Here is a 20,104-nt window from a genome sequence, read left to right on the forward strand (position 1 = left end):
TACCTAATTTGCTACCTTCCAAAAATAAAAATCCGCAAACACAGTGTGGATGCGGTTTTCAGATTTTTTATGGTCGGGATGACTGGATTCGAACCAGCGGCCTCTTCGTCCCGAACGAAGCGCGCTACCGGGCTGCGCTACATCCCGAAAATTTTTGGAGAACAAAAATATCCGGATTCAGATAGATGAACAAATGATTTTATGATTTGAGGGCTAATTACCACCGCTTTTTACCCTGTTTTGCTCTTCGCTTGCACCACCTCTCCTGCGCGCCGGGGCAATATTATTTTTACCAAACTTATATGTAAATGAAACCAGGAACTGCCTGTTATCTTTCCTCCTGTCGTTATGTACACTCAAATCCACGTCAGCATATCGCGAATAGCCATTAAAATTCTGCGTTCGGAAAATATCTCTTACCCCAATCTTTATAGTTCCGTTCTTTTTAAGCACCTGCTTTGCAAGCGCTATATTCAGCGCTCCCATATTTCCTCCTATCAGCAAGCCTTCTGATATCCTGTTGGTATACCAACCGCTCAGCTCTGCCGTCCATGTTTCTGCAAAAGTAAAACTGCTGGTCATGTTCGACATTAGTCCTGTTGCTTTCACCTGTACAGGAAAATTTTCATTGCCGTTATTATAAAGCCCTTTATACCTGTTATCAAAAAAATTAAAATAAACATTCATATTCCACCACTTTACTATTTGCTTATTGGCTGTAATAGTCAGCCCCCATTGCTTCATTGTACTGAAATTTTCTTTGGTCTGAAAAGTTGTTCCTTTTTCTGTATTCTGTTTTAAAATATCAGTAATGATGTCATCAGTTTGCGTATAGTTGACGGTAGCAGTTAAAAACCTGTTGAAGGTATAGCTCAACTCAATATTATTGGAAAATTCCGGCTGCAGGTATGGGTTGCCCTGCCCGTATGTAAGTGAATCAAGAAAAAATATGAACGGGTTCAGCGCATCATAATCCGGGCGCCTGATCCTTCTGCTATAGCTGAGACCTGCCTGGTTTTTATCATTCACATTATACATTACCGCCGCATTCGGAAAAAGATTGGTGTAGTTCCTGGTAAAACCTGAATCACTTTTAACCTGTGTGCCTTTGGCATTGGTATTTTCAACGCGCAATCCTGCACTTAATTCCCATTTCTTAATACTCTTGCTGAATATCGCATAAACAGCATTTACATTTTCTTTATACAAAAAATGATTGCTTCTTGTTTCATCAGGAAACCAGCCGGTGCTTGTATCCCTGCGGTATAGCACATTATTATCTATATCAACATAGCTGCTTTTCATACCTACTTCCAGTTTTTCATTTTTATTAAACGGATGTACATAGTCAATTTTACCTGTATATATTTTTATAACAGAAGGAAACAAACCATCGAGTAAAATAGTATTACCACGTTTGCTGTTGTCGGGGTTATATATTTCTGTTGACAGCAGGTTTTTCCCGTTACTTTCATAGTAACCATAATCGAGATCGGTTGAAATTTCCCTGCCTGTTGAATCAAATGTATGCTTGTAATTAATATTGGTAGTTATATTGCTGGATTTGTTGGCATTGTACGCATCCGACACAAAAGAAGAATGCACAACATGGTCAACATCTTTTATTTCCGAAATACTTTTCTGCCAGTTTTTCCAGGGATTGATATTCCCGTTTATTGCAACTCCTATCACATCTTTTGGTGTAAAATAATAGTCGGCACCTAATTTCATATTATGCCAGCTGCTTTTGTTATGGCGGTTGGTGATTTGATCAGATGAACCGGACAGCGCTTCTTCCCTGTAAAAATTCCTGTTGATGGTTAATATACTTAAGCCCTCCCACACGCCGCCATTATATCCGCCGAAAATATTGATTTTGTTATTGCGGTAATTAAAATTAGCCCCGCCATTATATTTTGGATAAAAGCCCTGGGCATAATTAAAATTCATATTGCCGTTGATACCTTTTATTGTTCCTTTTTTTGTTTTGATATTTATTATACCTGCTCCTCCGGCTGCATCATATTTTGCAGGCGGGTTTGTCATTATCTCAATCTGGTCGAGCGAATTTGCCTGGATGCTCTTTAAAAAAGCAGCAAGGCCCTGCCCGCTGAGATAGGTTTGTTTACCATCAATCAGTATCAGCACTCCACCCTTTCCTTTGAGGCTTACATTACCATCATTGTCAACAGATACGCCGGGAGATTTTTCCAGCACTTCCAGCACATTCAAACCGGTATTGGTTGGTGATGCATCAACATTGATCACCGTTTTACCTGCTTTAACTTCTACCGGAGGCCTTTTAGATGTAATAACAACATTAGACAAAACCGTGCTGGTTTTACTTAGTACAAGTGCCGGAACATTTTGATCAGTGCCGTTAAAATCAAAAGTGGTTGAATAATGTGCATTATATCCCACGGCAGTGGCAATTACTATGTAAGTGCTATGCTTTATGTCTGTAAAACGAAAGTTTCCAAGTTCATCAGTTGTGGCAGACTTTTGTACAGAAGAATCTTTTGCCAGTAATAAAGAAACCGTGGCTTTGGTTAACGGCTTGCCTTCTTCATTATGTATTGTACCGGAAATATGCTGGGCACAGATATGCTGGGTGACAAATAAAAACATCACAATAAACAATGCCTTCATAAAATAATTGGTGTGTTTTAATACTGAGCAAACATATTTTTGAAACAGATAATAAAAAAGCAATTAACTGTAAATGGTAAAATCAGGCTGTAAGCGATACAAAACAACAATCAAATGGTTTTATACGCCCGCAAAAAATTCAGCTTTGCTATTTTACGTATGGAGTATTGAAATTGTTACATGAACCGTTGTGATTTTCCCAGGCAAAAATAAAAAGCCTTTATTAAATCGAATGATTCAATAAAGGCTTTTCAATTCAGTTCAGTATTACCCGGTAAAGTTATCTTGTTAAAGTTATCAAGATCAGAGCGGCAGATAAACTTTCAGCAACGTGATCTTAGAGTACTCCTTTGGTGCTCGGCAAATAATTACTCATCGGATCGCGTCGCACTGCCATACGTATAGCTTTGGCAAATGCTTTAAAAATGGCTTCAATTTTATGATGCTCATTTTCACCATGACATTCAATATTCAAATTACATTTTGCTGCGTCGGAAAATGATTTAAAGAAATGAAAAAACATTTCCGTAGGCACCTCTCCTATTTTTTCTCTTTTAAATTCAACATTCCATACAATCCAGTTCCTTCCTCCAAAATCAATCAGCACTTTTGCATCAGCTTCATCCATCGGCAACGCAAAACCATATCTTTCCATACCGGTTTTATCAGCAAGCGCTTTGGCAAATGCTTCTCCCAGGGCAATACCGGTATCTTCTATAGTATGATGTTCATCAATATGAAGGTCTCCTTTTGTATGTACTTTCAAATCTATTTTTCCGTGGCGTGCGATCTGCTCCAGCATATGATCAAAAAAACCTAAACCTGTTGCAATATCGGTCTTACCGCTGCCATCCATATTTACTTCAATACTGATCCTTGTTTCGTTGGTGTTACGCTCATGATTTACCTTTCTTAAACCAAGTTTTAAAAACTCATATATCTCCTTCCAGTTGGTTGTTTCAAGCGCTATGGTATCTTTTAGTTCAGAAACCTTATCAGAAATTTCCGCGGCGCCAAGCCCCGCGTCATTATTTATCCATATGCCTTTGCTACCAAGATTTTTTGCCAGTTGTATATCTGTTATCCTGTCGCCTATTACATACGAATTAGGAATATCATAAGCGCCATTATTAAGATAGCCGGTAAGCATGCCAATACCCGGCTTGCGGGTTGGTGCATTCTCGTGCGGATAAGTTCTGTCAATATGCACGGCACTAAAATGTATTTGCTCCCCTTCCAGGCTTTTCATCACCAGGTTATGCAATGGCCAAAATGTATGTTCAGGAAACTTATCTGTGCCAAGCCCGTCCTGGTTGGTAACCATTACCAGTTCATAATCCAGCTCAGTAGCAATTTTCGTCATGTACTCAAACATGTGCGGATAAAAAGTCAGCTTATCATACGAATCCAGTTGATAATCTGGTGGGGCTTCATTAATAAGTGTACCATCACGATCAATAAATAAAATGCGCTTAGCCATTGTAAAAAGTTGAGGGCGCAAGATAAGAAAACATTAGGCATGCAGGTAGGGAGCAGGGATTTCGTTTTTAGAAAAATTTTTAAATCTCAAAAGAGAAATATCTATTGGTTAGCCAACAGAAAGGTTTATAAAAAATCAAGATTGCTTAGCCCGCACATCACCCTGATATTTATAAATGGTTGAGGCGGGCTCGCAATGACGGCGAGGAGTTGAATAATTATACATTTTGATTCAGTGCTGGTAGCAAAATACAAACACGCTTGTCCGTCATTTCGATCCCGCCTGCAAGGTTAATGATTCGATAACTTTATACGCAATCTTAAACAAATCAAAAACAGATGTAAATTCAATTTTTCGCTTCTCTTACTTTTCTTACATCAGCAGGCGTTACCGGCTTTGCAGTATTGCCAAAACTATTGCGTATATAGGTGAGTATATCAGACAATTGGCGGTCGCTTAACTGCACATATGCCGGTATATCTTTATGAAACCGGGTTCCTTTGACTGTGACAGCAGAATCATTCACCAGAAATTTTATCAATGGCATCTTGGGACCCATTACCCATTTTGCTTTTACCAGTGATACCGGAATATTATCTTTTTCAATACCACGCTCTCCATGACAACCGGAACATTGCTGCAAATACAAGTCATTACCCCTTTCCATAACCGTTGCAGGGGGCGTATGCCTGTCTGGCTCAAAACTCAGCAGCACAAACAGCAATGAAGCAATTACAACATTTACAGGTATTAACCTTCTTCGCATAAAACAAGTATGGAAAACCAGTTATTGATCTCAATACAAAAGTACGCAAACTATTCAGATAGGATATTTAAACTATACAGGCGGTAATATAATACAACATTACGCCACGGTAAAATCGCGGAGCGCATCTGCCAGTATCCTGTTCTCATCCGGCGTACCAACCGTTATACGCAAACAATCTTCACACAATTGTACATTACTTCTGTCTCTTACAACAATGCCTTTGCTAAGCAAATAATGATAGGCCTCTTTTGCTTTCACAACCTTAACGAGTAAAAAATTGGCATCAGACGGATAAATATGCTGCACCTGCGGAAGCGCAGACAGTTTTTCTTCCAGCAATTTCCGCTCAGCAACAATTACCCTTATCATTTCATTCACTTCTTCCACATTATCCAAAGCCTGTAAAACAATATCCTGGGTCGATTGTGCTATATTATAAGGTGGCTTAATTTTATTGTAAACATCTATTATCGCTTCACCCGCAAATGCCATACCGAGCCTTAAACCGGCAAGCCCCCATGCTTTTGACAATGTTTGCAGCACCACAAGATTAGGATATTCTGCCAGTTCCTGTATAAATGAACGGTGACGGGAAAAATTGATATACGCTTCATCAATCACCACTATTCCGGGGAAATTATTCAGCACCATCTCTATATCTTCCCGGTTTAATGAATTTGCTGTAGGGTTATTAGGAGAACATAACCAGATGATCTTTGTAAAATCATCCACCAGTGTTTCCATGTGCACAAGATCGAGCTGGTAATTTTCAAGCAATGGCGCCTTCCGTATCTCAACATCATTTATTTCAGCGCTTACCTGGTACATACCGTAAGTTGGCGGGCAAATAATTACATTATCCTTTCCCGGGTTACAAAATGCGCGATACAGCAGATCAATACATTCATCGCTGCCATTACCAATAAAAATATTTTTTGCAGCAATGCCTTTGATCTTTGAAAGCTTTTCTTTTATTTTTTGCTGATGCGGGTCGGGATAGCGGTTATACCATTTGGTTAATGGCGAACCCAGGCTGTTTTCATTGGCATCCAAAAAAACATTTGCCTCACCACTGAACTCATCGCGGGCAGAAGAATACGGAACAAGCTTTTTTACATTCTCTCTAACAAGATCATCTATATTAAAATTCATTGCATTACTTTTTAAACATCATTTTTGAAGCCTGATTTTTACCGCGTTTGCATGCGCCTGCAAACCTTCTGCCTCAGCCATTGTAATAACAGTATCGCCTATGCGCTCCAGTCCTTGCTGAGATAATTTCTGAAAAGTGATCTTTTTCACAAAACTATCTACACTTACTCCACTGTATGCTTTGGCAAAAGCATTGGTTGGCAATGTATGATTGGTACCGCTGGCATAATCGCCAACACTTTCAGGAGAATAATTACCGAGAAAAACAGAACCGGCATTTATAATTTGCTCACTTATACTTTCATCGTTTTTACAACTGATGATCAAATGCTCCGGTGCATATTCATTGATCAGGGATATTGCCTCTTCCATATGCTTTACAATAATTGCCTTGCTGTTATACAGAGCTGCAACCGCTATATCTTTTCTCGGCAATAACTCCAGTTGCTTTTCTATTTCAAGATTCACTTTTTCTGCAAGACTTTCAGATGTTGAGACAAGTAATACCTGGCTGTCGGGGCCATGTTCAGCCTGCGATAATAAGTCAGCAGCAATAAAGCCGGCATCGGCGGTCTCATCAGCCAGTACGCAAACCTCGCTTGGTCCTGCCGGCATGTCTATAGCAATTCCTTCACGCTCTATCATTTGTTTGGCGCAGGTTACATACTGATTGCCTGGTCCAAAAATTTTATATACAGATGGTATAGTGGCTGTACCATAAGCTAGAGCAGCTATTGCCTGCGCGCCTCCTACTTTAAATATCTTTGTTATACCTGCAACTTGAGCAGCAAATAAAATGGCCGGATTGATTGTACCATTTTTACCGGGCGGAGTGCAAAGTATAATTTCTTTACAACCGGCAATTGATGCCGGTATGCCCAGCATTAATACCGTAGAAAATAATGGCGCAGATCCTCCGGGAATATACAGACCTACTTTTTCTATCCCCACTGATTTTCTCCAACAGGTAATGCCCGGCATTGTCTCAATTTTTTCTGCTGAAGCTTTTTGTGCAATGTGAAAGCGGAATATATTTTCCTTAGCCTGCAGCACCGCGTTTTTTATTTCTGCACTCAAAGATGCGCCTGCTTCTGTTATTTCATTTTCAGATACCCGGAAGTCTTCGATCTCAGCCCCGTCAAACTTTTTTGTAAACGCTTTCAAAGCTTCATCGCCTTTCTGCCTTACGGCATTCAGTACTTCCATTACTGAATTTTCAAGCGATGAAGTATCCAATGAAGGCCGTTTTACCAGTGCGTTCCAATCTTTTCTTTCAGGATTAATAATAACTTTCATTGATCGTTGATTATAATTACATCACCATTTTCTCAATAGGAATTACAAGTATACCCTGTGCTCCTGCGGCTTTAAGCCTTTCAATCTTGTCCCAAAACTCATCTTCACTCAATACGCTGTGAACGGAGCTCCAGCCCTTATCTGCAAGCGGAAGCACCGTCGGGCTTTTCATGCCAGGTAACAGGGAGATTATTTCATTCAGCTTTTCATTGGGTGCATTGAGCAGTATATATTTATTGTTCTTTGCTTTTTTTACCGCATGTATCCTGAATAAAAGTTTATCAAGCAACTGCTGCTGCGAAGCATTGAATTTTTTATGACGGACCAGCACTGCTTCTGAATTCAAAATAGTTTCTGTTTCCTTCAGCCCGTTGGTAAGTAAGGTAGAGCCGCTGCTCACCAGATCGCATATAGCATCTGCAAGACCTATGCCCGGCGCTATTTCAACGGACCCGCTTATTTCATGTATTTCAGCATTCACTTTATTCTTTGCAAGAAACTGTTGCGTAAGAAAAGGATAGCTGGTAGCAATCCGCTTCCCTTCCAGGGATTGCACTGAAGTATAGTTCTCCCCTCTTGCCACGGCAATGCTGAGGCGGCAGGCGCCAAAGCCCAGCTTTTCTACTATTTCAACCGGCTTGTTTTTTTCGTATACTACATTTTCACCCACAATACCAATATCAGCCACAGCATCCTCCACGTATTGCGGTATATCATCATCACGCAGAAAAAACACCTGCAAGGGAAAATTGCTTGCTTCTGTTTTTAATTTATTGGCACCGTTTGAAATACCAATACCACATTCTTTCAAAAGCCGCATGGAATCATCGTGTAGTCTGCCGGATTTTTGCACTGCCAGTTTAAGCATCGTATAAAGTTTTATAAATAAAAAGGGCTTACATCAGTAAGCCCTATAATGTTGTATTTAAAATGTACATACAGCACCGGCTTACCCCTGTGGTAAGAAATGATGGTGATGATGTACTGTATGAATCATGTTTTTAATTTTCCGCCGCAAAGGTAAGGTACAGTTTTTAACCGGCAAAATTTTAAATGGATGATTTGCTTTAACAACCTAATTTCAATTGCCCGTCCGTCTATGTATATGTACTCCATATATTTGTATAAATTGTAACCATTTTATACAAATTAATATTTCGTGATTATGATCATCCGATTATCAAAATTTGCCATGAGTGCTTGCCTGGCGTTAGGAAGTTTATATGCTTTTGCTCAAAAAGCGCCCAGGCAGGGCGACCCCAAGTTAACCGAATACTGGGAACCTGAAGTAAGACTAGTTACCCCGGGCAAAACCAATGCTGATCCTCCCTCTGATGCCATTGTATTATTTGATGGAAAAGATGCCTCCAAATGGAAAGCTCAAAAAGATGGCGGCGCTGTTAAATGGAAAATTGAAGACGGTGCGCTGGTTGTTGCCGGCGGCACAGGCGGCATTGAAACCAAAGAAGCTTTTGGCGATTGCCAGCTGCATATTGAATGGCGCACCCCTGCGGAAGTTAAAGGCGAAAGCCAGGGACGCGGCAACAGTGGCATATTTCTGATGAACAGGTATGAATTACAGGTATTGGATTCATATAAAAACCGTACCTACTCAAACGGGCAGGCAGGAAGCATGTATAAGCAATTCCCCCCGCTGGTAAACGCGTCACGCGGTCCCGGCGAATGGCAGACCTATGATATTATTTTTACCGCACCGGTATTTTATGAAGATGGCGCGCTAAAATCACCTGCCCGTATAACCGTTTTTCACAACGGCGTTTTGATACAGAACAATACAACGATCTGGGGAGCTACACAATATATCGGCACTCCTAATTACGAAAAACATAATGCTAAAGAACCGATTTCTCTCCAGGATCACGGTAATCCTACAGCGTTTAGAAATATATGGATCAGGCCTATTTAGCAACTATTCTTAACTATTATTATGTCAAGCGTGAAATGTGAGACGTGAAAGTTTATCTTACGTCTCACGTTTATCGGCAATGTACCGGCATACTTTAGCTGACATAACATTATAATATAAAAGCCACTTCATTGAAAGTGGCTTTTATATTATAGTAATTGATATGAAAACTTATATCCTGTTCATACAACACTTTGCTTATTTCTTTCTTATCCTCGATATATACAACAGTGCATGTACTGCTGCAAATATCAATGAAAAGTAAAACAAGCCTGTATCTTCTCCTTTGGTTTGATCATGATGTATAAAGGCAATTACAGCAAGTGATAATGCCAATATTAAACCTGTAATTCCAACCACTTTATTTCCCTGCGGAACAGTTTTGGGCGAACCAGAAGAAAGGTGACTATGTTTTACACCATACCATAAGTAAATATCAAATCCTATGATCATCCATACGATCAAACGGATCCATGTATCCAATGGTAGAAACGCCATCATAAAAAAGCAGGTTGCCACGCCTAATATAGGTACAATGGGAACGAGCGGTGTTTTAAATGCCCTGGGCGCATCAGGCATTTTTACCCTCATCACCCACACGCCAATACACACCAGTATAAACGCAAATAGTGTTCCTATACTCGTCATCTCTCCTACCACACGGGCAGGCACAAACGCGGCAAACAAACTTACAAACAGCATAAACATAAGGTTACTGCGTGCCGGCGTTTGAAATTTAGGATGAACATTTGAAAACACTTTTGGCAGCAAACCATCTTTACTCATACTGAAAAATACACGGCTTTGTCCCAGCAGCATCACCAATATTACAGAAGCGTAACCTGCAAGAATGGCAACAATAATTGCCCTGTTAAGCCAGGGATAATCCGGGTGAATAACACCGGAAGCGTCGGCTGTGCCCATATGTTCAATTGCCACGGCAACCGGCGCTATACCATCCTGCCCTTTAAAAGAAGTATAGTTGGTAACACCTGTCATTACGTGAGCAAAAAGCAAATAGAGCACAGTACAAATTACAAGTGAGCCTAAAATGCCGATCGGCATATCACGCTTAGGATTTTTGGCTTCCTGCGCAGCGGTACTCACCGCATCAAAGCCTATATAGGCAAAAAATACTATGGCGGCTGCCCGTATTATTCCACTGAAACCATATTCCCCAAAAGTGCCGGTATTCTTAGGTATATAAGGCACATAGTTATCATTGTTGATATACTTCCATCCTAAAAAAATAAATATTAAAACAACCGCAACTTTCAACGCTACAATAACCGCATTAACGGTTGCACTTTCCTGCGTTCCTTTAATCAATAGCAAACTCATTAACACAACTATAAAAACAGCAGGTAAATTTATAATACCGCCGTCCCATGGTCCAACGGTAAAAGCAGGTGAAAGGTGTACATCAAAACCTTCTAAAAATTTAATGAGATAGCGGCTCCAGCTTATACTTACCGTTGCTGCGCCCACAGCATACTCCAGCACAAGGTCCCAACCAATGATCCATGCAATAAATTCGCCCATTGTAGCATAGCTGTATGTATAAGCACTGCCTGCAACAGGTATCATTGATGCAAATTCTGCATAGCACAATCCTGCAAAAGCACAACCTAATGCAGCAACAACAAATGAAATGGTAATAGCCGGGCCGGCCTGGTTAGCAGCAGCCCCGCCGGTAATAGAAAATAATCCCGCGCCAATAATTGCTCCAATACCAAGTGCAACAAGCGACCAGGGACCAAGGGTACGTTTTAAACTATGCGAACCGGTTTCTTCTGCTTCCGCAATTAGTCCGGCAAGGGGTTTCTTTGCAAATAAACTCATACGCCAGTTATATTTTTTATGAATGAAATTGAAAAGTAAACATTTCTCCCCAAAACCAATAAAAAGATGGTGATTTTGTGACTATGATCAGCAAAAAAAAACAATTATTGTTCATTTGCAATAACTTTCTGTTAGTTTTGAAACTTTACCAGCTTTTATTATATGAATAGACGTACTGTTGGTTTTCTATCGCTGGCAATATTCACCGTTGTCGCTATACTTCATTTTATTCATTTTGAAAATTGGATAACCCTACCTGAACAATTGCTGTTTATAAGCAGGTGGATAGTAATTGTAAGTCTTGTTGTATTTGCGCTGTATAAAAAATCGCTTACTACCTGGATACTTGTTGCTATGGCTGTGGGTGTGGAGCTTGGACTTGATTTTCCTGCGTTCACACTTAACCTGCAGTTCTTAAGTAAAATTTTCCTGAGGCTGGTAAAAACGATTGTGGCTCCCTTGTTGTTTTCCACGCTGGTGGTTGGCATAGCCAGTCATTCTAATTTAAAACAGGTAGGCCGCATGGGCTGGAAATCAATTTTGTATTTTGAGGTGGTTACTACTTTCGCGCTTGTTATAGGCATTATTTTTATCAATATCACCAAAGCCGGCGAAGGTATTACGGTTCCTGAAAAACTGCTGAAAGAACTGCCGCATTCATCAGAAAAGCAGATGCAGGAAAAAATGATAGCGGTATTAGACAGCGCTCATATTGCACACCCGCCGGACCTGCTTCAGCGGCTGCCTGATGCAGCCCCTAAAACATGGCAGGATCATATATTGGATATATTTCCTGAAAACATCATTAAATCCATATACGAAGGAAATGTTTTGCCTATAGTATTTTTCAGTCTGGTATTTGGTATCTCGCTTGCCATGCTGAGCGAACAGAAAAAAAGGCCTTTGCTTGAATTTACGGAAAGCCTGTCGGAAACGATGTTTAAATTTACCAACATCATTATGTACTTCGCGCCCTTTGGTGTGGGCGCGGCTATTGCGGTTACTGTTGGTCATTTAGGTATTGATATATTAAAAAATCTCTTTCTTTTATTACTTACATTATACCTGGCGCTGTTTGCATTTTTGCTGCTGGTTTTACTGCCCATTGCTTTATTCATAGCAAAAATTCCTGTTAAAAAATTTATACAGGCAGTTAAAGAACCTGCTTCCATCGCTTTTGCAACAACCAGTTCGGATTCAGCCCTGCCTATTGCTTTGGAAAACATGGAAAAGTTTGGCGTTCCAAGAAAAATAGTTTCGTTCGTAATTCCTACCGGTTATACGTTCAACCTGGATGGTACTACATTATATCTCTCACTTGCTTCCATATTTGTAGCGCAGGCTGCCGGCATACAGCTCACTTTTGGCGAGCAATTCATGATCGGGCTTTCGCTGATGCTTACCAGCAAAGGCGTAGCCGCCGTGCCAAGAGCATCGCTGGTAATATTAATTGCAACTGCAGCAACCTTTAAATTTCCGCTTTGGCCAATAATGGCTATTTATGGTATTGATGAGCTGATGGATATGGCAAGAACTTCTGTAAATGTTATCGGTAACACATTAGCCAGTTGTGTAATTGCCCGTTCAGAAGGAGAATTTGACGACCAGAAAGCCCTTGCTTTTGAAGCGGAATAATAATAAAGTGTTAACAAACAATAATTATTATTAAAAGAAACTCAGCAAAAGAGCGGCAAATTACCATAGAAATTGCATTTTTGCGGCCGATAGTATATCAATAATAATTTATGATTAAAAGAATTTGTAGTCTGGCGATATTTATGCTCATGGGATGCATGGTAATAGCGCAGGAAGAAATTAACGTTCAGTTTATTAATCAATATGGAGAGGGATTAACAACCGTTGTGGTTTCCCAGGGTGGAAAAGAAACAACGTACACTCCGGATAAAGCAGGATTTACCGGCATTACCATTAATAATACTGACTCCATAATGGTAAGCGCTGATGGCTTTGAAACAGTTTCAACCAATGTTGCTGCATTACAGGCAAAACCTGTGGTAAATCTTCATAAAAAATTTACATGGAAGGATCTGCTCAATCCAAAGTTTTATATTATAAATGGAGGCTTTTGGTTGCTGCTTTTTATTGTTTTTGCGGAAACAGGATTGTTTGTCGGTTTCTTTCTGCCAGGCGATAGTCTCCTGTTTGTTGCAGGTATTTATAGCAGCGATCTGATGCATGAGTTTTATGAGGCTATAGGCATTGAAAGATTTCAGAATGAATGGGTAGATCTTTTTTTGCTGGTCGGGCTTATATCATTGATGGGTATTATCGGTAATATGCTGGGGTATTGGTTCGGAAGAAAGATCGGGCCATCCATGTTTCACTGGAAAGACCGTTTTCTTTTTAAGAAAAAATATTTGCATGATGCGCACGACTTTTTTGAAAAACATGGTGGCGGCGCAATAGTGTTTGCACGTTTCTTACCCATCATACGCACTTTCGCTCCTATTGTGGCAGGTATAGTAAATATGGACAGGAAAAAATTCATGTTCTATAATATTATAGGTTGTATAGCATGGGTGATAAGCATGATATTTGCCGGGCACTTTTTGCAAATATGGGTAAGAAAACAATTTGGATTTGAATTGCAGGATCACCTTGAAGCTATAGTAATTGTAATTGTGCTGGTAACAACATTACCGGTGTTCTGGAAATTATTTTTTGGAAAGAAAAAAGAAAAAACCGCCCAATAAAAACTCCATTTCATGTCTCAGCCAAAAACGAATGCTTCCATTTTTAATGTAGCCGTACTTGTAGCCGCATTAGGATATTTTGTAGATATATATGATCTGCTGCTGTTTGGTATTATACGTGTGCCCAGCTTAAACGATATGGGACTATCCAGTGAGCAAATTTTAACTGATGGGGAAGGTATTCTTACCTGGCAGATGTGGGGCTTGCTGATTGGCGGTATTATATGGGGTGTAATGGGCGATAAAAAAGGGAGGTTGAGTGTATTGTTTGGTTCTATTATATTATACTCGCTTGCCAATATTGCCAATGGTTTTGTGCAAACAGTAGACCAGTATAAACTCATACGTTTTGTTGCAGGCATAGGTCTAGCAGGAGAGCTGGGCGCAGGTATAACACTTGTTTCTGAATTAACAGCCAAAGAAAAAAGAGGCATTGCTACTTCACTTGTTGCAGGCATAGGACTTACCGGTGCTGTGGTGGCATTTATAATGAAAGAAAATTTTCACTGGCGTACCTGCTATTTTATTGGCGGAGGACTGGGATTATTACTGCTTTTATTACGCATATCTGTTTTTGAATCCGGCATGTTTCATAAGGCAAAAGAAATGGATGTACAGCGTGGAAATCTCCTGATGTTCTTTACAAACCGCGACAGGTTCAGGCGATACATAACCGGCATACTCATCGGTTTACCAACATGGTTTGTTATTGGTGTGCTTGTAACATTTTCAAGTGAGTTTGGAAAACAAATGGGCATTACGGAAAAAATTGATCCGGGTAAGTCTATAATGTATGCATATGCGGCTATCTCGCTTGGAGACATTGCTATAGGTTTTGTAAGTCAATGGATGAGAAGCAGAAAACAGGCGTTGTTTTTGTTCTACGCTATCACGGCAGTATTCATGGTACTGTATTTCACAACGCAATGGGGTGGCTCTGCCAGCAGAATGTACTGGATATGCGCCGGGCTTGGTTTCGGCACAGGCTTCTGGGCTATATTTGTTACAATGGGTGCCGAACAATTTGGCACCAATATAAGAGCCACGGCTGCTACCACTATTCCCAATATGGTGCGTGGTATGCTCGCAATATTTATTCTTCCCTTATTTCAATGGCTACGGGGCATTACCGATAGCTACTATACCGGTGGATGGATAACAGCGATTATTATTATGGCAATCGGTACCCTCGCGATAATACTTACTAAAGAAACCTTTGGAAAGGACCTGAATTATGTGGAGTAGTTTAGTTACAGGCTTTTAGTTTGTAGTTTATAGTTTGGTTTGGGTTATAAACCACAAACCATAAACTAAAAACCCCACTCAAATTTCAAATCTCCAATCTCCCGTTTTACCTTCGCTGAACCATGCCTGTAACGCCTGAACAAATTATTGCTAAAGGATCTGCATTTAAGGGAAGAGAAAAGATCAAAATTCTAGTCATCCGCCTTTCTTCCATAGGCGATATTGTTTTAACAACACCAGCCATACGCTGCCTGAAACAACAAATGCCAGGAATAGAACTGCATTTTCTTACCAAACAAAAGTTCAGGGCTGTTACCATTGCCAATCCGTATATTGACAAGTTCCATTATTTTGGCAAAGATTTTTCCCAAACCATCAAAGCGATAAGGGAAGAACAATTTGACTATATTATTGACCTGCATAAAAACCTGAGGACGTTAAGGCTATATCTTGAAACAGATACAAAAACAAAATGGTATAGCTACCGGAAGCTTAGTCTTCAAAAATTTTTGCTTACAAAGTTTGGCATCAATGCCATGCCGGGTATTCACATCAGTCAACGAAGCCTGAACACTTTGAAACCACTGGGCATAAAAGACGACGGCAAAGGATTAGATTATTTTATTCCTGCAGAGGAATATATTAAAAAAGACGACCTGCCCATGTCGCACCGTATGGGATATATTGCTGTTGTTATCGGCGCATCTTACTATACCAAAAAACTACCTGTTGAAAAACTAAAACAACTGTGCGGTAATATTCAGCATCCGATTATACTGGTAGGCGGCAAAGAAGATATTCCTGAAGGAGATGCGATAGCCACCGTTGACCCGGTTAAAGTATATAATGCCTGTGGTAAATTTTCGCTTAATGAATCTGCTGATATTGTAAGACAGGCAAAGCTTATCGTATCTCACGACACAGGTTTCCAGTATATCGCCTGCGCTTTTCAGAAAAAAGTATTGGCAGTATGGGGCGGAACATCACCTAAATTAGATGTAGAGCCATATTACGGAAGCGCAATGCAACCCAGGTATACCAATTATATTGTTCCGGGCTTAAAATGCCAGCCCTGTTCAAACTACGGCACAAAAACCTGCCCCAAAAAGCATTTTAAATGTATGCAGTTGCAGGATATGGACGCGATGACCAGGGAAGTAATGAAAGATTGCGGACTTTGATGAACAACCTTTTCCCTAAAGGATGAAAAACCTGTTGAGATTTGCAACAATATTATTTACTGAATGACAGCCATGTAAATGCATCAATAATAACCGGTTTTACAGGTTCACGGCTTTATCCATTTGATCAAAATTATATTACCTTCCATAGATATATTTATGAACATCAGGGCTATAAAAATCACCGACAATACACTTCTCGCCAATATGATCAGGGCTGTATTTGAAGAATATAATGCGCCGAAATGTGGATCCGTATATTCAGATGAAACAACAGATCATTTGTTTGAGTTATTCCAAAAAGAAAAATCCATTTTATGGGTAGCTGAAACGGAAGGAGAAATTGTCGGCTGTTGTGGCGTTTATCCTACAGAAGGTTTACCTGATGACTGTGTTGAATTGGTAAAGTTCTATCTTTCTGCACACGCAAGAGGCAAAGGCATAGGTAAAGCATTAATGCAAAAAAGCATTGAATCCGCTAAACAATTTGGTTATTCAACAGTATATCTTGAAAGTTTTCCTGCTTTTTCCGATGCGTTGGGTATATATGAAAAGCAGGGGTTTATAAAATTGGATAAATCTTTAGGCAAGTCGGGGCATACGTCCTGCAATATCTGGATGATCAAAAAAATATAATATCTATACAAACGTATCAAAAAAATTGTGCGTATGTAGTAAGCAACCGCTATAAAAAATGTCCTATATGAAAAGGATTTCTCTGTTGCTGTTATCCTCTTTTATTTTTGCAAAATCTTTTAGTCAAATACAACACAATACCTCTCTCCATTTATCAGGTCAGTTCAATAAAACTATTTATGATGAAACTATAGGAAATAATCCCTGGGGCATTGGCCTGGGATTACAATGTTTCTTCAATAATAAAGCGAAGTTTAAACCAATCACAGACTTTACAGCAGATGCATACCTTGAAGATGATAAAATATACAGAATAAATGAGGATGGGTCTGAAAAAGCAGATATTGAAGGGGCGATAAATTTATTTGGCGGAGCATCTTATAATCTAAACAAAATAATATATGTATCCCTGGTAGCCGGGCCAAGTTTGATTGGAGGAAAAACATTTGCAGGCATTAAACCTTCATTCGGATTTTATTTTTCCGGGAGTCAACGGCTCACCGGGAGAATTTCTTATATCAATGTATTTAACCGAACTGCAACAAAAAAAGATTTTGGCACAATCTGCCTATCCCTGGGCGTAAGATTATTCTGATAAACAACGCTATTTCGTTTTTACATCTGCTTCTTTAACAATAAACTTATAATCTCCGCCGCCAATTTCCTGCTCTTCCTGCCCCGGCAATATAATTGTTGCCCGGCTTGTTACAGGAATGGTAACCTTTACAGAAATTGTTGTTCCATTACGTACCCAGCTGCTTTTAATTAAACCATATTGAGACATATAACTGGCATCAACAAAATCAAGGCCACTGACAAATGCAGGTTTAATTATTATTTTTTTGAAAGCCGGTGCATCGTCATCTGTATTTATTCCTGCCAGTGTTTTGTACATCCAGGCTGATATGGCGCCCATTGAAGGATGATTGCGCGAAGCATCGCCAATATTGCGGTTCACATCCCAGGTTTCGAATAAGCTGGTAGCATTGAAATTTTTTATCCAGTAGCCCCAGGAAGGCAGGGTTTCTTTTGTAACCATTTTATATACCGATTCGGCATAACCGAAATCTGATAATACTTCAGGCACGATCATACTGCCGATAAATCCGAAATCAAGACTGTAATTATTTGCCGCCAGCGTATTGTTAAGATTTTTCGCCAGTTGCTTACGGTATTGTTCAGGTGCAATATTCATATACAACGGCAGTGCATAGGATAACTGTGTTTTATTGCCGTATGATACCTGCACCGGATCAAAAAAATATTTATTGATGGAGTCTTTGATCTTCACTGCTTTTTCTTCATATCGCTTCGCCTCACTTTCCTTACCGAGTATATTTGCCATTTTTGCCATCAGTATATTATCATTATAATAATAGCAGGACACCATAAAATCAACAGGTGTAATAGCTTTATAATATAACCAGTCTCCAAGCCCCTTGGTCAATAATCCCTTTTCATTTTCTGTAGTTGTAGCAAATTCAAGATACTTTTTAGCAGTAGTATAAATATTTTTCATGCTCTCTTCATCACCCGAATATTTGTACAGCAATGAGGGAACGATAAAAATAGCCGCGTCCCATATTGGCCCGGCCCACTCTGAATCCCATTTCCATGATGTAGGCACAATGCCCGGCACATCACCGTCTGCCGATTGTGCATCAACCATATCTTTTACCCATTTGGCATATATATTCCTCGAATCATAGTTGATCATACCTGCTTCCTGCACCATAAAACCGTCTGCCATCCAGCCATTTTTTTCGCGGGTAGGGCAATCCGTTGGTAGTCCGAATAAATTGCTCAAGTAAGAATTTTTGCAGATAGCATAAATATCATTCAGTAATGAGTTAGAGCAATTAAACCAGGCTTGTTCCTTTACATCACTATGCATTTTTAAAGCCTGCAATTTTACATCTGCAATCGATATTGGCTTACCAGAAGTAAGCTCTATATACTGGAAACCATGGTAAGTAAAGGGGGGAATAAAAGTTTCAGTCCCCTCCCCCTTCAAAATATAAATATCGGATTGAATTACTTCTCTTGCATTACGCGGACGAAGATGCATGCTGATATTACGCTGATCAATATTTCCATCCTCATACTGCATTTCAGCATGTCTCAATTTCACCTGTGTACCTTTTGCTCCTTTTATCTGCAAAAAAGGAACACCTGCAAAATTCTGTCCCATATCAAAAACATAGCAGGTATCATTTATCTTTTTAACATTAACAGCACTAATAGTATCCGTGGTTGTTGCCGAAGGCATAATATGCGCTTCAATAATGGGGGCGGTTGCTTTTGTTACGGTTGCACGTTTCCATGAGGCATCATTGAAGTTAATCGTATTCCATCCTTTTTGCTCAAGGCGTGCGTCATACGTAGCACCTATATGTATATTATCAAACAGCAACGGACCTGTAGATGTTTTCCAGGTTTCATCCGATTGTATAATATCCTTAGTCCCGTCTTTATATATAATATGCATCTCACAAATCATTTGCGGGCGTTTGCGCCAGGGTGCCTGGTGAAAGTTCCATACGGTAGGCGTTTGTTCGTTAAACCATCCGTTTCCTAATTGCACACCTATGCAATTTTTCCCGGTCTTCAATATAGAAGATATATCATAGGTCATGTATAAAACGCGCTTGTTATAATCAGTGAAGCCCGGATCAAGACTATTTTTCGTTAATGATTTTCCGTTAAAAGAAAGTGTAGCATATCCTAATCCGCTTATATAACATTTTGCTGAGGCAATAGGCTTATTTACATCAAAAACTTTACGAAACATCGGCGATGGAGCATAGGCAGTGTCATATTCATCTGTTATCCATGAAGCCGTCCAGTCAGACGGCGACATTTTTCCCGTTTCAAACCAGCTTTCTTTTGTAACACTCCCTCCGTTATTCAACCATACCTCCAGCTTCCACCAGTATTTTGTATGAGGCATCAATGTATTACCGCTATAATACACCAATTGGTCACCGGAATTTTTTATTCCGGTATGCCATATGTCTGCTGTCTCCGGCTGTAATTTATCTTTTGATGAAGCCACTACAATATTATAAGCAACCTGCCTGGCAGCGTTAAATGGAGAGGTTATCTGCCACATCAGTCGTGGGTTTTGCAATTCGATGCTCAATGGCGTTTCAACATATTCACATTTCATTGATAAAATGCTTTTTTGAGAAAACGTGTACTGCACGCAAAATA

Annotated in this window: 15 protein-coding genes and 1 tRNA gene; 7 read left to right on the forward strand and 9 right to left on the reverse strand. The window is 39.8% G+C overall.

All coding sequences use genetic code 11. The annotated features are described in order from the left end of the window. Positions 1 to 70 precede the first annotated feature (70 nt). The 7 genes from DC498_RS17775 to hisG form a co-directional block, all read right to left on the reverse strand. Positions 71 to 147 (reverse strand) — tRNA-Pro (locus tag DC498_RS17775). Positions 148 to 213: 66 nt separating this feature from the next. Continuing rightward, a complete protein-coding gene (locus DC498_RS17780) occupies positions 214 to 2,649 on the reverse strand; it encodes a TonB-dependent receptor (RefSeq protein WP_116875576.1) in 2,436 nt (811 codons plus the stop codon). Between the two features lie 337 nt (positions 2,650 to 2,986). After that, complete coding sequence (gene hisB / locus DC498_RS17785; protein ID WP_116875504.1) at positions 2,987 to 4,129, reverse strand: bifunctional histidinol-phosphatase/imidazoleglycerol-phosphate dehydratase HisB; 1,143 nt, start codon at positions 4,127 to 4,129, stop codon at positions 2,987 to 2,989. Between the two features lie 346 nt (positions 4,130 to 4,475). Then, positions 4,476 to 4,895, reverse strand: a complete 420-nt coding sequence (locus tag DC498_RS17790; protein ID WP_116875505.1) for a c-type cytochrome — start codon at positions 4,893 to 4,895, stop codon at positions 4,476 to 4,478. A gap of 99 nt (positions 4,896 to 4,994) precedes the next feature. Then, positions 4,995 to 6,050, reverse strand: a complete 1,056-nt coding sequence (hisC, locus tag DC498_RS17795; protein WP_116875506.1) for a histidinol-phosphate transaminase — start codon at positions 6,048 to 6,050, stop codon at positions 4,995 to 4,997. An 18-nt stretch (positions 6,051 to 6,068) separates the two neighbouring features. After that, a complete protein-coding gene (hisD, locus tag DC498_RS17800; RefSeq protein ID WP_116875507.1) occupies positions 6,069 to 7,346 on the reverse strand; it encodes a histidinol dehydrogenase in 1,278 nt (425 codons plus the stop codon). Positions 7,347 to 7,362: 16 nt separating this feature from the next. Beyond that, positions 7,363 to 8,214, reverse strand: a complete 852-nt coding sequence (gene hisG, locus DC498_RS17805) for an ATP phosphoribosyltransferase (RefSeq protein WP_116875508.1) — start codon at positions 8,212 to 8,214, stop codon at positions 7,363 to 7,365. Positions 8,215 to 8,511: 297 nt separating this feature from the next. Here hisG and DC498_RS17810 point away from each other — a divergent pair, with 297 nt between their 5' ends. Continuing rightward, positions 8,512 to 9,273, forward strand: coding sequence for a 3-keto-disaccharide hydrolase (locus DC498_RS17810; protein ID WP_240628042.1), 762 nt, complete (start codon positions 8,512 to 8,514; stop codon positions 9,271 to 9,273). A gap of 198 nt (positions 9,274 to 9,471) precedes the next feature. Here the strand turns inward: DC498_RS17810 and DC498_RS17815 are convergent, their stop codons facing one another. Next, on the reverse strand, positions 9,472 to 11,115 hold the full coding sequence (locus tag DC498_RS17815; RefSeq protein WP_116875510.1) for an amino acid permease: 1,644 nt from the start codon (positions 11,113 to 11,115) through the stop codon (positions 9,472 to 9,474). Between the two features lie 162 nt (positions 11,116 to 11,277). On the opposite strand from DC498_RS17815, the gene DC498_RS17820 reads away from it, so the two are divergent. The 6 genes from DC498_RS17820 to DC498_RS17845 all read left to right on the forward strand — a co-directional run bounded on the left by DC498_RS17820 (position 11,278) and on the right by DC498_RS17845 (position 17,486). Further along, positions 11,278 to 12,750, forward strand: a complete 1,473-nt coding sequence (locus DC498_RS17820; protein ID WP_116875511.1) for a dicarboxylate/amino acid:cation symporter — start codon at positions 11,278 to 11,280, stop codon at positions 12,748 to 12,750. 110 nt (positions 12,751 to 12,860) lie between these two features. Further along, on the forward strand, positions 12,861 to 13,829 hold the full coding sequence (locus DC498_RS17825) for a DedA family protein (RefSeq protein ID WP_116875512.1): 969 nt from the start codon (positions 12,861 to 12,863) through the stop codon (positions 13,827 to 13,829). Between the two features lie 12 nt (positions 13,830 to 13,841). Then, the gene (locus tag DC498_RS17830) at positions 13,842 to 15,074 is read left to right on the forward strand and encodes an MFS transporter (RefSeq protein ID WP_116875513.1); all 1,233 of its coding nucleotides are present in this window, start codon (positions 13,842 to 13,844) and stop codon (positions 15,072 to 15,074) included. A 122-nt stretch (positions 15,075 to 15,196) separates the two neighbouring features. Beyond that, positions 15,197 to 16,255, forward strand: a complete 1,059-nt coding sequence (locus DC498_RS17835) for a glycosyltransferase family 9 protein (protein WP_240628043.1) — start codon at positions 15,197 to 15,199, stop codon at positions 16,253 to 16,255. 159 nt (positions 16,256 to 16,414) lie between these two features. Next, a complete protein-coding gene (locus DC498_RS17840) occupies positions 16,415 to 16,891 on the forward strand; it encodes a GNAT family N-acetyltransferase (protein ID WP_116875578.1) in 477 nt (158 codons plus the stop codon). Positions 16,892 to 16,958: 67 nt separating this feature from the next. Beyond that, on the forward strand, positions 16,959 to 17,486 hold the full coding sequence (locus DC498_RS17845) for a hypothetical protein (protein ID WP_116875514.1): 528 nt from the start codon (positions 16,959 to 16,961) through the stop codon (positions 17,484 to 17,486). 9 nt (positions 17,487 to 17,495) lie between these two features. Here the strand turns inward: DC498_RS17845 and DC498_RS17850 are convergent, their stop codons facing one another. Further along, positions 17,496 to 20,060, reverse strand: coding sequence for a glycoside hydrolase family 78 protein (locus tag DC498_RS17850; protein ID WP_206197678.1), 2,565 nt, complete (start codon positions 20,058 to 20,060; stop codon positions 17,496 to 17,498). Positions 20,061 to 20,104: the final 44 nt, after the last annotated feature.

This window comes from Terrimonas sp. (genome assembly GCF_003075435.1).
Lineage (GTDB): Bacteria > Bacteroidota > Bacteroidia > Chitinophagales > Chitinophagaceae > Agriterribacter.

What these genes read in the sequence shown, in the direction of transcription:
- DC498_RS17780 (WP_116875576.1), bottom strand. Translation starts at nt 2,649, where the DNA reads ATGAAGGCATTGTTTATTGTGATGTTTTTATTTGTCACCCAGCATATC.
- hisB (WP_116875504.1), bottom strand. Translation starts at nt 4,129, where the DNA reads ATGGCTAAGCGCATTTTATTTATTGATCGTGATGGTACACTTATTAAT.
- DC498_RS17790 (WP_116875505.1), bottom strand. Translation starts at nt 4,895, where the DNA reads ATGCGAAGAAGGTTAATACCTGTAAATGTTGTAATTGCTTCATTGCTG.
- hisC (WP_116875506.1), bottom strand. Translation starts at nt 6,050, where the DNA reads ATGAATTTTAATATAGATGATCTTGTTAGAGAGAATGTAAAAAAGCTT.
- hisD (WP_116875507.1), bottom strand. Translation starts at nt 7,346, where the DNA reads ATGAAAGTTATTATTAATCCTGAAAGAAAAGATTGGAACGCACTGGTA.
- hisG (WP_116875508.1), bottom strand. Translation starts at nt 8,214, where the DNA reads ATGCTTAAACTGGCAGTGCAAAAATCCGGCAGACTACACGATGATTCC.
- DC498_RS17810 (WP_240628042.1), top strand. Translation starts at nt 8,512, where the DNA reads ATGATCATCCGATTATCAAAATTTGCCATGAGTGCTTGCCTGGCGTTA.
- DC498_RS17815 (WP_116875510.1), bottom strand. Translation starts at nt 11,115, where the DNA reads ATGAGTTTATTTGCAAAGAAACCCCTTGCCGGACTAATTGCGGAAGCA.
- DC498_RS17820 (WP_116875511.1), top strand. Translation starts at nt 11,278, where the DNA reads ATGAATAGACGTACTGTTGGTTTTCTATCGCTGGCAATATTCACCGTT.
- DC498_RS17825 (WP_116875512.1), top strand. Translation starts at nt 12,861, where the DNA reads ATGATTAAAAGAATTTGTAGTCTGGCGATATTTATGCTCATGGGATGC.
- DC498_RS17830 (WP_116875513.1), top strand. Translation starts at nt 13,842, where the DNA reads ATGTCTCAGCCAAAAACGAATGCTTCCATTTTTAATGTAGCCGTACTT.
- DC498_RS17835 (WP_240628043.1), top strand. Translation starts at nt 15,197, where the DNA reads ATGCCTGTAACGCCTGAACAAATTATTGCTAAAGGATCTGCATTTAAG.
- DC498_RS17840 (WP_116875578.1), top strand. Translation starts at nt 16,415, where the DNA reads ATGAACATCAGGGCTATAAAAATCACCGACAATACACTTCTCGCCAAT.
- DC498_RS17845 (WP_116875514.1), top strand. Translation starts at nt 16,959, where the DNA reads ATGAAAAGGATTTCTCTGTTGCTGTTATCCTCTTTTATTTTTGCAAAA.
- DC498_RS17850 (WP_206197678.1), bottom strand. Translation starts at nt 20,060, where the DNA reads ATGAAATGTGAATATGTTGAAACGCCATTGAGCATCGAATTGCAAAAC.